Annotated in this window: 6 protein-coding genes; all 6 read left to right on the top strand. The window is 73.4% G+C overall.

Features of this window, described 5'->3' with window-relative positions:
• Positions 1-3,530: non-ribosomal peptide synthetase (locus tag GKQ77_RS15075; protein ID WP_258021364.1), on the top strand; the 3,530-nt coding region annotated here is incomplete at its 5' end.
• Positions 3,527-10,669, top strand: a complete 7,143-nt coding sequence (locus GKQ77_RS15070) for a non-ribosomal peptide synthetase (RefSeq protein WP_219689277.1) — start codon at positions 3,527-3,529, stop codon at positions 10,667-10,669. The genes GKQ77_RS15075 and GKQ77_RS15070, both read left to right, overlap by 4 nt.
• Positions 10,670-11,674 (top strand): 3-oxoacyl-[acyl-carrier-protein] synthase III C-terminal domain-containing protein, encoded by a 1,005-nt coding sequence (locus GKQ77_RS15065; RefSeq protein ID WP_219689276.1) that lies wholly within the window; start codon positions 10,670-10,672, stop codon positions 11,672-11,674. It begins immediately after the preceding gene.
• 14 nt (positions 11,675-11,688) lie between these two features.
• Positions 11,689-11,982, top strand: coding sequence for a phosphopantetheine-binding protein (locus tag GKQ77_RS15060; RefSeq protein ID WP_219689275.1), 294 nt, complete (start codon positions 11,689-11,691; stop codon positions 11,980-11,982).
• Positions 11,979-13,133 (top strand): acyl-CoA dehydrogenase family protein, encoded by a 1,155-nt coding sequence (locus GKQ77_RS15055; RefSeq protein ID WP_219689274.1) that lies wholly within the window; start codon positions 11,979-11,981, stop codon positions 13,131-13,133. Before GKQ77_RS15060 ends, GKQ77_RS15055 begins: the two co-directional genes overlap by 4 nt.
• 44 nt (positions 13,134-13,177) lie before the next feature.
• The gene (locus tag GKQ77_RS15050) at positions 13,178-14,236 is read left to right on the top strand and encodes an HAD-IIIC family phosphatase (RefSeq protein WP_219689273.1); all 1,059 of its coding nucleotides are present in this window, start codon (positions 13,178-13,180) and stop codon (positions 14,234-14,236) included.
• Positions 14,237-14,299: the final 63 nt, after the last annotated feature.

The raw sequence follows: 14,299 nt of genomic DNA, 5'->3' as shown, positions 1-14,299 counted from the left end.
CACCCAACGGCAAGCTCGACCACCGGGCGCTCCCCGCCCCCGGGCTCGTCGCCTGCGCCCCCCACCGGGCGCCGCGCACGCCGCGGGAGGAGGCCCTGTGCGCGCTGTTCGCGGAGGTGCTCGGTGTCGAGAAGGCCGGGATCGACGACAACTTCTTCGACCTGGGCGGGCATTCGCTGCTGGTCACGCGGCTGGTGAACCGGATACGGGCGGCCCTCGGGGTGGAACTGCCGATCCAGGTGGTCTTCGAGGCCCCGACGGTGGCGCGGCTCGCGGAGCGGGTGGATGCGGGCGCCCGGTCCTCGCGCCCCGCGCTGCGGCGGGCGAAGGAGCGGCCCGAGCAGGTGCCGCTGTCGTTCGCACAGCGCCGGCTGAAGTACCTCGACGCGATCGAGCCGCTGCCGGCCTATCACCTGCCGTTCGTGGTGCGCCTGAGCGGCCCCCTCGACACGGACGCGCTGTGGTCCGCGCTGCGGGATGTGGTGCTGCGGCACGAGAGCCTGCGGACCGTGTACCCGGCGGACGACGGGGGTGTCGCCGTACAGGTGGTGCTGCCCGCACACGAGGTCGCCCTTGAGACGCCGGTGCGGGAGGTGGCGCCTCAGGCGGTGTCCGCCGCGGTCGCCCAGGAGATCGGCCGTCCCTTCGACCTCGCCGTGGAGATTCCGGTGCGGGCGCGTGTGCTGCGGTGCGGGCCGCAGGAGCACGTACTGGTGCTGTTGCTGCACCACATCGCCGCGGACGGCGAGTCGATGGGGCCACTGGGCCGGGACCTGAAGGCCGCCTACGAGGCCCGGCTGCGGGGCGGGGTGGCGCAGTGGGACGACCTGCCGGTGCAGTATGCGGACTACGCGCTGTGGCAGCGGGAACTGCTCGGCGACGAGGACGACCCGGACAGCGTGCTCGCGGCTCAACTCGCCTACTGGCGCGGCGAGCTCGAAGGGATGCCGCAGCTGTCGCGGCTGCCGCTGGACCGGCCGCGCCCGCCGGTGGCCGGCCACCGGGGTGACACGGTCGCCTTCACCATCGGCCCCGACGTGCTCGCCGCCGTCGAGGAGGTGGCGCGGGCCCAGGGCGCGACGGTGCCGATGGTCCTGCAGGCCGCGCTCGCCGTCCTGCTGCAGCTGCGGGGCGGTGGCGACGACCTGGCCATCGGCGTACCCATCGCCGGGCGCACGGATGACGCGCTCGCGGATCTGGTGGGCTTCTTCGCCAACACGTGGGTGCTGCGGGTCTCCCTGGCGGGCAACCCGACGTTCGCGTCCGTGGTGCGGCAGGTGCGGGAGAAGGCCGTCGGCGCGTACGACCACCAGGACGTGCCCTTCGATCGGCTCGTGGAGGCGCTGAACCCCGAACGGTCCGCCGCCTACCACCCGCTGTTCCAGGTGGCGTTCTCCTGGCAGACCGGTGCGGGCCGGCTCGAGCTGCCCGGTCTGCGGGCGGTCCCGGAAGCGGTCACGACCGGCACCGCGAAGTTCGATCTGCTCTTCCACTTCGAGGACGGTGACGGGGACGGAGCGCGGGGGCTCGTCGAGTACGCCACCGACCTGTTCGAGCCGAGCACGGCGCAGGACCTCGCGGACCGGTTCGTGCACCTCGTCACGGAGCTGACGGACAGGCCGCAGACGCCGCGCGACGCCATGGACGCCCTGACGCCCGCTGAACGGCACCGGCTCCTGCACGAGATCAACGACACGGCCGTGCCCACACCGGACGCGACGGTGCCCGCGCTCTTCGCCCGGCAGGCAGCGGCCGAGCCGGACGCGGTCGCGGTGGTCAGCGGCGCGGAGTCGCTGACCTACCGGGAGCTGAACGCGCGCGCCAGCCGGCTGGCGCGCGAACTGGTGCGGCGCGGCGTGGCAGCCGAGTCGGCGGTGGCGGTGGCCGTGCCCCGCTCGCCCCAGTACGTGGTGGCGGTACTCGCCGTCCTCATGGCCGGCGGCGCCTACGTGCCGCTGGCTCACGACCACCCGCCGGAGCGCCTGGCCTTCATGCTCCGCGACGCGCGGGCCGCGCTGCTCGTCACCACGTCGGAGGTGGCCGCCGGGCTGCCTGCGGGCGCCTGCCCCCGCATCGTGCTCGACGACCCCGGCACCGCCAGCGCCGTCGCCGCACAGTCGGGCGACGCCTGTCCCGACGCGGGCTGCCCGGACCGGTTGGCGTATGTCATCTACACCTCCGGGACGACCGGACTGCCCAAGGGCGCGGGGGTGAGCCACCGCGCCCTGGTGGATCTCGCGGCGGACCGGCGCTGGCGTGGCGGCGGCCACGACCGGGTGCTGATGCATTCGGCGCCGGCCTTCGACGCCTCGTGCTACGAGCTGTGGGTGCCGCTGCTGAACGGCGGCACGGTCGTGGTGGCACCGGCCGGACAGCTGGATGTCGCCGCCCTTGCCGGGGTGCTGGCCGAGCGGCGGGTGACCGCGGCGTTCATGTCCTCCGGGCTCTTCGGAGTGCTCGCCCACGAGCGGCCGGAGAGCTTCGCCGGCATGACGGAGGTGCTGGTCGGCGGTGAGCTGGTGCCCGCGGAGCCGGTGGCGCGGGTGCTGCGGGCCTGTCCCGGCGTCACGGTCGTCAACGGCTACGGGCCCACGGAGACGACGGTGTTCGCCGTCACCAACGGGATCATCGACGCCGGCCGGGTCGGTGCGGTGTTCCCGATAGGGCGGCCGCTGGACAACACCCGCGCCTACGTGCTGGACGACCGGCTGCGGCCGGTTCCGCCGGGTGTGGACGGCGAGCTGTATCTCGCGGGTTCGGGACTGGCACGGGGCTATGTGTACCGGCCGGGGGTGACGGCCGAACGGTTCGTGGCCTGTCCCTTCGCGGGCACCGGCGAGCGCATGTACCGGACGGGGGACGTGGTGGCGTGGACGAAGGAGGGCGAGCTTGTGTACAAGGCACGCGCCGACGACCAGGTGCAGATCCGCGGCTTCCGCGTCGAGCCCGGCGAGGTGGAGGCGGCCCTAGTGGCCCACCCGAGAGTGGCCGGGGCGGCAGTGGCCGCGTGGCAGGGTCCGGGGGGTGCGCAGCTGGTGGCGTACGTGGTTCCGGCCGCTCCGGCCGCCGGGCCGGGTGTCCCCGGTGAGGCCGTCGGCCGTGTCGAGGAGCTGCGCAGGCATCTGGCGCGGCGGCTGCCGGAGTACATGGTGCCGTCCGAGTTCGTGGAGCTCGACGCCCTGCCGCTCACCGGGAACGGCAAGGTGGACCGGCACGCCCTGCCGGCCCCCCGGCGCTCCGAGGGGAGTGGGGCCGCCCGAGTCCTGCCGCGCACGGCCACCGAACGCGCGGTCGCCGCGGTCTGGGCGGAGCTGCTGGGCCTGGACGAGATCGGCGTGCACGAGAAGTTCTTCGAGGTCGGCGGGACCTCCCTGTCCTTCCTCACGCTGAGCAACCGGCTGGCCGAACTGGGCCTGAAAGAGACGCCGTTGTCGGCCCTGTTCGAACACAACACGGTCGAGGCGATGGCCCGCCTCCTGGAGGACCGCACGGCCCGCGGAACCACAGACAGATTGGGGTACGAACTGTGACGCAACCGACCCGGGACGCCGTGGCGATCACCGGCGTGGCCGTGGCGCTGCCGGACGCCGACGATCTGGACGCGCTCCACCGGAACCTGCTCGACGGCCGCGTCAGCGTACGGGCACCGGACAAGGAGCGGGTCCACTACGCAGGGGCGCCCACCGCCGCCGATTACCTGGCGATGGGCTATCTGAACCGGATCGACCTCTTCGACCACCGGTTCTTCGGACTCTCCCGGCGCGAAGCGGAGTTGATGGACCCGCACCAGCGCATGGCGGCCCAGCTCGCGCACCGGGCCATCGAGAACGCCGGCTACGCGCCGGGGGCTCTGAAGGGCTCGCGCACCTCCGTCGTCCTCAGCGCGCCGGAACCCCAGTACGCCACCCTGTACACCGACGACGACCCGCAGCAGATCCTCGGCGGGCACCCCTCCGCGGTGGCCGCGCGCATCGCCTACCTCTTCGACTTCGACGGCCCCAATCTGGTCCTGGACACCGCGTGCAGCGGCAGCCTCACCGCGCTCGCGGTCGCCGTGGGGCAATTACAGGGCGGCCAGGCGGACCTGGCCGTCGCCGGCGGACTGAACCTCTATCCGGTCCTGATACCCGGGCGTGACCACAGGCCCGTTGTCGGCCTGGAGTCCCAGGGCGGGGTGTGCCGCCCGTTCGACGCCGGCGCGGACGGCACCACCGGCGGCGAGGGCGGCGGACTCGTCGTCCTCAAGCGGCTGGGCGACGCGCTCGCCGACGGCGACCACATTCACGGCGTGCTGCGCGGCACGGCCGTCAACCACAACGGCTCCCGCGCCGCCGGCATGAGCGCACCGAGCGCCCGCGCGCAGGCCGCGGTGCTCGTCGAGGCCTGGCGGCAGGCGGGCCCTGGCTCGCTCGACTACGTCGAGTGCCACGGCTCGGGCACCAAACTCGGCGACGTCATCGAGGTCGAGGGGCTGCGGCAGGCCTTCGCCGAGGCGGGCCGGAGCGGCCCGTGCGGGATCAGCGGCGTCAAGGGCAACCTCGGACACCTCGACCACGCCTCGGGCATCGCCGGCCTCTTCAAGGTCCTGGCCGGGCTGCGGCACGGGACCCGGTACCCCAACCCCAACTTCGAGACGCCCAACCCGCTGATCGACTTCACCGGTCCGGTCCAGGTCGACGTGGCGGCGACGGCGTGGGAGCACCGGGCGGACAGCACCCGCCGGGCAGGGCTGAGCGCCTTCGGCCTGACCGGCACCAATGTGCACGCCGTCATCGAGGAACCGCCCGCCGCGGCACCCTCCCCGGAGGCCCGGGAGCCCGCGGCCGAGCTGGTCACCCTCTCCGCCAAGTCACCCACGGCCCTGGAGAGTTACGCGCGACGCGTCGCCGACTTCCTGGACCGGACCGGGCACCGGCTGCCGGATGTCGCGCACGTGCTGAACCGCGGCCGCGACGACCACCCGTACCGCTGGGCCGCGACCGCGCACGACAACCAGGAGCTGGCCGCGCTGCTGCGCGCCCAGCACCCCGATGAGCGCGAACCGTCGGCGCGGGCCCCCGTGGTCTTCCTCCTCTCCGGTGACGCCGAACTCGGCGACGACACCTGGACGGGCCTGCGCGCGGCCTTCCCCCAACTCGCCGCTCCCGGCTCCGGCTCCGGCTCCGGCTCCGGCTCCGGCTCCGAGGGTCCAGCGGAGTGCGAGGACGATACGGATGCCACCTCACCCGGCGCCCGGCTGCTCGCCCGGCAGCACGCGGCGTACCGACTCGCGCGCTCCTTCGGCCTGACCGAGGCCCGCCTGGTCGGCAACGGCATCGGCAACCTCGCGGTGCGCACCATCCAGGACCCCGCGAGGGCCGAGGAATCCCGGCACAAGGCCGCGGAGGCACCGCTCACCGGCCAGGTCGACGAGGGCGGTCTGCGCCGCGCGGTCCGCAGCCTCGCCGACGAGGGCGCGGTGCTGGTCGAACTGGCCGCGGACGGCGCCCTCTCGCGGGAGATCGCTCGGGTCGCGCCGGAGCTGCCGGTCGTACGCCTCTTCGCGGACCCCACGCGGCAGGGTGTGCTCACGGCCCTCGCCGAGCTCTACTCGCTCGGCGCGGACCTCGACTGGAGCCGCTACTACGCCGGCTCGCGGCGGCGCCGGATCGAGGCGCCGACCTACCCCTTCGACGCCGACGAGGTCTCCTGCTGGTGCCGTCCGCCGGGCGGTCCACCGCCCTCCCCCGGCAGCCCCGCCGGCGCGGCGGACGCCGGGCGGACGGCGGCTCGGGAGTGGGACGGCACCGGCGGCGACCCGGAGCGGCGGCTGGCCGGGATCTGGGCGGGCATCCTCAAGGCCGAGGATGTCGGCCCGGACTCGAACTACTTCGACCTCGGCGGCACATCGATCGCCGGCATCACGGTGCTGCGCCAGGCCCAGGAGCTCTTCGGCGTACGCCTCACCTTCAACGACCTGCACCAGCACCCCACGCTGCGCCAACTCGCCACGCGGATAGCCGCCCTGCGGGCCGAAGGACCGGGGCGGGACGACTGGACGATCACCCCGGTGCCGCGCCCCGGCCGGCTGCCGCTGTCGCTCAACCAGGAGCAGCTGTGGTACCTGGACCGGCTGACACCGGGCACCGCGCTCTACAACATCCCGGTCCCACTGCGCTACACCGGCGAACTGGACCTCGACGCGTACCGGGCGGCGCTGAGTGACGTGGTGGGCCGGCACGAAATCCTGCGCACCCGCATCCTGGACGAGGACGGCAGGCCGTACGCGCTCGACGCGCTGCCCGAGCCGCACCTGGCCTTCCTCGACCTCGCGGCGCTGCCGGACGAACAGCGGCGCGCGGAGCTGTCACGGGTGACGACCGAGGAGGCGACGGCACCGTTCGACCTCGCGAGCGGACCACTGTTCCGCAGCTTGCTGATCAAGGTCGGTGAGCAGGACCACGTGATCCTGCACACCTGGCACCACATCATCTACGACGGCTGGACCCCCGCCGTCTTCTTCGGGGAACTGACCGCCTGCTACAACGCCCGCCGCGCCGGTCAGCGACCCGAGCTGCCCGACCTGCCCGTCCAGTTCGCCGACTTCGCGGCCTGGCAGCGCAAGTGGCTGGACGAGGAGCGCACCGCGCGCCTCCTGCGGTGGTGGCACGACGAGCTGCACGGCCTGGACACCCCCGAATTGCCGATCGACCATCCGCGTCCGGCGGTGCAGTCCTTCCGCGGCGACACGGTGACGTTCGGCCTCGGGGAGGAACTGTCCGGGCGGCTGCGCGCCTTCGGCGTGCGCGAGAACGCGACGACCTTCGCCACCATGCTCGCCGTGGTCGACGCGGTCCTGCACCTGTGGGCGGGCCGGCGGGACGTGGTGGTGGGCGCGGCGACCACGGGCCGGTTCAATCCCGCCACCCACAACCTGATCGGCTACTTCAACAATGTGCTGCCGTTCCGTACGAAGGTCGATCCGGGCCTGAGCTTCCGCGACCTGGTGGCTCGCTGTGCGGCCACCGCCGCCGGCGTACTCGACCACGAGGAGATCCCCTTCTCGAGGATCGTCGCCGCGAGCGGCCACCGCGATCCCTCACGGCACCCGTTGTTCACGGTCTGCTACACCCACCAGAACACGGCAAGGGCCGGCTTCGGACTGGCGGGCCTCACCAACGAGAGCCTCGACAGCCTCGGGGATGACCTCTCGGGCATCGCGGGGGTCCCCCCGGGAACCTCCAAGTTCGACCTCACCTTCGGCCTGTACGACCAGGACGGCGGGGTGATGGACGGTTATCTGGAGTACGCGGTCGACCTGTTCGAGCCGGCCACCGCGCACCGCCTCGTCGACCTGTTCCTGAAGGTCGCCGCGGCCGCCATGAGCAACCCGGACGTGCCCCTGGCGGAACTCCTCCAGGGGCAGGGTGAGCCCTCTGAGCCCTCCGAATCCTCTGAGTCCTCTGGGCCTTCCCTCGTCATCGGGGACCGGCGTGACCGGCCGGACGTGCGCCTGGTGAGCGAGGCCTTCCAGGATCATGCCGCGCGGCGCCCGGACGAGATCGCCGTCGTTGACGCCACCGGCAGCCACAGCTTCCGGGACATCGATGCGCGGGCCGACCGCGTGGCGCGCCGGCTCGTCGAGCACGGCGTCGGACCGGACAGCGCCGTCCCGGTGGTCGCCGCACGCGGGGCCGACCTGGTGGTCGGCTGGCTCGCGGTACACAAGGCGGGCGGGGCCTTCGCCTCCATCGACCCTTCGGTCCCCGAGCGGCGGATCCGGTCCATCCTCGCCGAGGTCGGCGCGTGCGCGCTGGTCGTGGGTGAGGGCATGGCCGTCGAGGGCGTGGCGGTCAAGGGCGTCGCGGTCAAGGGCGGCGCGGTCGAGGGCGGTGACGGCGTCCCGGTCGTCCCGATCACCGCCGGCCCCGGCGGCGAGAGCACGGACGAGGGCGCGGACGCCATCTCACAGCGGCGGGCCGGCGCCGCCAACCTGGCGTACATCTCGCACACCTCGGGCTCGACCGGGCGCCCGCAGGGCTGCGAGGTCGAGCACCGGGCACTGCTCAACCTGCTGCACTGGTTCGGCGAGGAGGCGGGGCTGGACTCCGCCGACCGCCTCGCGCAGACGGTGTCTCCCGCCTTCGACATGGCGGTGCTCGAAATCATGTCGGCCCTGTACCACGGAGCGACGCTGTGCTTCATATCGGACCTGCTGCAGACCCCGGAGAGCCTGCTGGGCGAGCTGGCCGAGCAGCGCGTCACCGTGGCCTGCGTGCCGACCCCGCTCGCCGAGCTGGTCCTCACCGACCTGCCCGACGTCCCGGACCTCGCTCTGCGCCTGCTGGTCACCGGCGGCGACCTGCTGCGCGTACGGCCGCCCCGGCAGGCCCCGTTCGCCGTGCTCAACCTCTACGGGCCGACCGAGTGCGCGGTCTGCGTGACCGCGGGCCGGGTGGCTGAGGCCACGGCCCGTACCGGCGACCTCCCGGACATCGGACGCCCCCTCCCCAACACCCGCCTATACCTCCTGGACGCCCGGGGCCGGCCCGTTCCGCGGGGGGAGACCGGCGAGGTCCATCTCGGTGGCGCGCACGTCGGCCGCGGCTACCACGGCGGGCCCGGCCTGACCGCGGTCCGCTATGTCGCCGATCCCTTCGCCGACGAGCCCGGCGCCCGCATGTACCGCACCGGCGACCTGGCCGCCGTCCGCCCCGACGGCACCCTCGAGTTCCGGGGGCGCGCCGATGACCAGCTCCAACTGCGCGGTCACCGCGTGGAGCCCGCCGAGATCGAGCGGACCCTGATGCGGCACCCGCGGGTGCGCGAGGCCCTCGTCGTCGCCGAGCGGCAGCCCTCCGGCGCCCCGCTGCTGGTGGCCCACATCGCGGGCGGGTCACCGCCCGACGAAGCGGAGCTGACGGCATGGGTGGCCAGGGAGCTGCCGGAGCACATGCGGCCCGGCCGCGTACGACGCCATGACCAGCTGCCCCGGACGAGCACCGGAAAGCTCGACCGCAAGAGCATGAAGGAGAGCGCGGTGTTCGACCAGCACACGAGCGACGGGCTGACGTCGGTGACCACGGCCGTGGTCCCGGGAGCGGTCACCGACGCGGCGGGACGCGAGGCCGAGCGGATCCTCGGCGGGATCTGGGCCGACCTCCTCGGCGTCGCCCAAGTGACGCCCGACGACAACTTCTTCAAGATCGGCGGAGACTCGCTGCTCAGCGTGGGCATCGCCGCGCGCGCCGCGAAGGCCGGGCTGCACCTCACCCCGCACGACGTCCTCCAGCACCCGACGCTGCGCGAGCAGGCCGCGGCGGCCAGGACCGTGCCCGCTGCCGTGCCGGAGGCGGCCGCCACCGCCGCGACGGCGCCCGTGCCCGGCGAGCCGATCCCGCCGACGCCGCTGATCCGGGCCCTGCAGAACACCGCGCCCGACGGCGCCCTGGACTTCGTCTCGCCCGCGGTGCTGGAGACGGCCCCGGGCATCCAGGCGGACACGGTGCGCGCGGCGTTCGAGCGCCTCGTCGAGCTGCACGAGCCGCTGCGCTACCGCTTCCGCCACAACGACCTCGGCTGGCGCATCGAGTGTGCGGAGCGCGAGACCACGCCGGTCGTCGACGCGAGGGTGCTGCCGCCGCTCGACGAGGACCAGCTGCAGGCGCGTATGAGGGCCGACTTCGACGAACTGCTTGCGGACATCGACCTGCGACGCGGCCCGGTGCTCCGGGTGAGGTTCTACGACCGCGGCGCCGACCTGCCCGGTGTGATCCTGCTGGCGATCCACCACTTCGTCTACGACGCCCTGGCCATCGTGCCGCTGGTGGAGGACCTCGACGCCGCCCTGGCCGGAACCGGTCCCACCGCCGGGCGCCGCACCGCCTGGCGGGAGTGGACGCATCTGCTGCGCGCCATGGCCACGTCCGACGAGGTGGCCGGCGAACTGCCGTACTGGAAGGGAATACTGAGCGCGGCGGAGGGGGCGGCGGAGCCCGTACCCGAGAACGGGGCGAAGGACGCGGCGCCCGGACTCGTCCAGCGTGAGGTCGCGGCGGACCGGGTGGCGGCGCGGCTCACCGAGAGCGGTCAGGCGAGCCAGGCCGCCTCGATGGCCGCGGTCGCCGTGGCCTGGTCCCGGTGGCGCGGCCGGCCGGACGCCTTCCTGAGCACCCTGGGCATGGGCGCCTCGCCGCACGCCCTGTGGCACGGCGACCGCACCGCGTCGCTCGGCTGGTTCACCCACATGTTCCCGGCTTTCCTGCGGGTGGCGCCCGGGGCCGGTGTCGCGGAGATCCTTCCGGCCGCCGCCGCGGCGCTGCGGTCGGTGCCCAACGACGGCATCGGATACGGCGTCGCGCGCCACCTCAGCCCCGAGACCCCCGCGGTGGCGGAGCTACGGGCGCTGCCGGAGCCCCAGGTGCTTGTGGAGCACCTGGCCAGCGCCAACAACGGGCTCGCCAAGCTGGGCGGCGCCGCCGTCCGCATGCGCCGGTCTACGCTGCCGGGCCGACCGACCTCGCTGCTCAGCTACGTGCCGATCGTGGTCGAGACCCATGTGATGGGCGGAGTGCTCGAGGTCAACATCGTGCACCGTGGTTCGTTCCCCCGGGCCGAGATGGAAGCCTTCGCCGACCTGCTCGTCGAGGCCTTCGCCGAGCTCGCCGCCGCACAGAACGGGCACGGCTGAATGGCACTGCCGACAGCCTTCGCAGCGGTGGCGGTCCACCAGCCCGACGGCACCCTGCCCGTCGCCGGGCTGCCGGGCCTCGACCGGCTCAGCGCGGCCGAACGCGAGACCTGCGCCCGGCTCGGCATCGACGAGGTCCGCGCGGACGACTCGCTGTCCGCGCTGGACCTCGCCGCCGGGGCCGCCGGCCGGGCCCTGGCCCGAGCGGAGCTGACCGGGCCCGAGATCGGCGCGCTGATCCTCATCGACTCCCGCGCCCCTGAGCAGTTGATGTCGTCGCATGCCACCCGGCTCCAGGCGCTGCTCGGCGCGGACGGAGCGCTGGCGTTCTCCGTCGGCGGCCTCGGCTGTGTCTCGCTCGCCCCGGCGCTGCTCGCCGCCCGCGGACTGCTCGCGGCCGACCATGACCTGGACCACGTCCTGGTGGCACACGGCAGCAAGCCGCCGACCCCGCAGCGCTACCGGCACCCGGTGACCGTCAGCGGCGACGGCGGCGCGGCGGCGGTGATCTCCCGCAGCGGACCGGTCCGCATCCTCGACATCGTCCAGGAGACCAATGGCGAGTACTGGGACCTCTTCCACGTCGACTACCGGGACCGGCCCACCGCGCAGTGGCGCGAGGAGTGCCGCGACCCGCGCACGTACTCCTTCAAGCTCGCCGTGGAGACCCGCAACCGGCTGCGCGCGATGCACCGGCGGCTGCTCGAGCGCAATGGCCTCACGACGGCGGACATCTCCTGCTACCTCAGCCACAACCTCTCGCTGGGCGGCTTCCGGTTCACCGAGGAGTCACTCGGCATCAAGATCAGCACCACCTGCTTCGACAACCTCCGGCGATACGGCCACCTCGGCCCGAACGACGTCCTGGTGAACCTCCACACGGAACTCGAGCGCGGCGTCCTCGGCGACGGACAGCGGGCGGTCCTGATCAGCGCCAGCCCGGTCGCCGCGTGGAGTCTGCTGCTCGTGGAGATCGGGGACGGCACCGCAACCCACTACTTGTGAGAAAGAGATCACCCATGACGAGGCCACCCGCAACCGAATCCGGAGCACCGGCCGCACAAACCGCACAGGCCGCGGTCGAGGACATCCTGGACTTCCTGGCCCGCGCACTCGGCACCGAGGTCGGCCCCGACGACGACTACTTCACCACCGGCCTAGCCGACTCGCTCTTCGCCCTCGAACTCGTCACCTTCGTGGAACACCGCTTCCAGCTGACGGTGGAGGTCGAGGACCTCGACATCGACAACTTCCGTACGGCCGCGAACATCCTCGCCTTCGCCCAGGCCCGAGGGGGTGCGCTGACGTCATGACGCAGGCCCCCGGACGCGCGGGCCCGCCGGCCGCCGCGGAACTCGCCGCCGCCCTCAGGAGCGAGGCCGCCGAGTGGGACCGCCTGTGCACCCTCCCCGAGCGGGTACGCGAAGCCGTCGCCCAGGCCGGACTCCTCGGGGTCGCCCTGCCCGAGCGCTACGGCGGCTCGGGCGCGGGACCGGCCGAGCTGGGCGAGGTCTGCGCCGAGCTCGGCGGGGTGTGCAGCGCGCTGCGCGGACTGCTCACCGTGCAGGAGATGGTCGCCGCCGCGCTGCTGCGCTGGGGCACCGCGGCCCAGCGCGAACAGTGGCTGCCGCCGCTGGCCCGCGGGGACCGGTTCGCCGGTTTCGCCGCGACGGAGGCGGCGGCCGGCACCGACCTGGCCGGCGTGCGGACGGAGATCACCGAGGCCGGCGACGACCTGGTCGTCACCGGCCGCAAGATGTGGATCACCTTCGGCGGGGCGGCCGATGTCTTTCTCGTCCTCGGCCTGCTGGCGGGGCGGCTGTCGGCGGTACTGGTCGAGGGGGACCGCACGGGCGTACGCCGGGAACCCGTCGAGGGCCAGCTGGGCATGCGGGCGGCCGAGATCGCCCATCTCGGCTTCGACTCGGTGCGGGTACCGCGGGATCACCTGATCGGCCCGCCCGGCACGGGGCTCACCCACGTCATGGGCACGGCCCTGGACCACGGGCGCTACACCGTGGCATGGGGCTGCGTCGGGATGGCCGAGGCCTGCCTCCACGCCGCGGCCGGCCACGCGGTGCACCGCCTCCAGCGGGGTGTGCCGCTGGCCGACCATCAGCTCGTACGCGCCGAACTCGCCCGCGCCCTGGTGCAGGCCACGGCCGCCCGCGAACTCTGCGCCCGGGCGGGCCGGCTGCGGCAGGAGGGAGACCCGTCGGCCGTGGCGGAGACCGTCCTCGCCAAGTACGCGGCGGCCGGCGCCGCCACCTTCGTCGCCGGGGCGGCCGTGCAGGTGCTGGGTGCCACGGGAATCGCGCCGGACAGCACGGCGGGCCGCTTCTACCGGGACGCCAAGGTGATGGAGCTCATCGAGGGCTCGCAGTCCGTATCCGAACTCCACATCGGCAACCGGCTGCTGCGCGGCTACGGGTACCGGCCGGCGCCCGCCGACGGGTACCGGTAGGCGCCCGCCGACGCAAGCGCACAGTGATCCGGGAAGGGACCGCCATGAAGCCCGAGACAACCGCCCATGCCCCCGCGGCCACCGTGAAGTGCCTGGTCTGGGACCTCGACGACACCGTATGGAACGGCACCGTCCTCGAAGGCGACGCCCCCCAGCTCTTCCCTGAGGTCCTCGACACGCTGCACACCCTCGACAAGCGCGGCATCCTGCACGCCGCCGCCAGCCGCGGCGACCACGACACCGCGACCGCGCATCTGCGGGCACTCGGCATCGAGGAGCTGTTCACGGTCCTGGAGATCGGCTGGGGCGCCAAGTCCGATGCCGTGCGCTGCGTCGCCGAGGCCCTCAACATCGGCATCGACACCGTGGCATTCATCGACAACGACCCGGTGGAACGCGCCGAGGTGGCGGCCGCCCACCCCGCGGTACGCGTCCTCGCCGCCGAGCAGGCGGCGGGCCTGCCCGCACTGCCCCCTTTCCAGCCCCCGTTCGTCACCGACGAGAGCCGCGGCCGCCGCCACCTCTACCGCAGCGAACTGCGCCGCAAGCACGCCCAGGACACCCACACCGGACTCGCCAAGGACTTCCTGGCCACCCTCGGCCTGGTCCTGACCGTGCGCCGGGCGACGGAGACGGATCTCGAGCGGGCCCACGAACTCACCGTCCGTACCCACCAGCTCAACACCACGGGACGCACCTACGACATCGCCGAACTGCGCGAGCTGACCGCCTCCCCGTCACACCAGGTGCTGGTGGCCGGCCTGGAGGACCGATTCGGCTCGTACGGCACCATCGGCCTCGCGCTGAGCGAACTCACCGGCACCGACAGCGTGCTGAAGTTGCTGCTGCTCTCCTGCAGGGTCATGTCGCGCGGCGTCGGACCCGCCCTGATCGGCCACATCGTCCGTGACGCACTGGCTGCCGGGCGGCGGCCGCTGGCGGAGTTCGTACCCACCGAGGTGAACCGGGTGATGCTGGTCAACCTGCGCTTCAGCGGCTTCGACGTCGTCGAGCGCAATGGCCCCCGGATCCTGCTCGGTTACGGCCCCGAGCAGCCGCCCCCTGCCCAGGACAGTGCGGTTCGCGTCGTCACCGTGGCCTGACCGCCGACCGAGGAGAACCCGTGCCCCACGCCTCCCCATCCCCCTCCCCCGCACCCCGTCGTA

Source organism: Streptomyces anatolicus (assembly GCF_019400875.1).
Lineage (GTDB): Bacteria > Actinomycetota > Actinomycetes > Streptomycetales > Streptomycetaceae > Streptomyces > Streptomyces anatolicus.
This window is presented reverse-complemented; position numbering and strand designations above follow the sequence as displayed.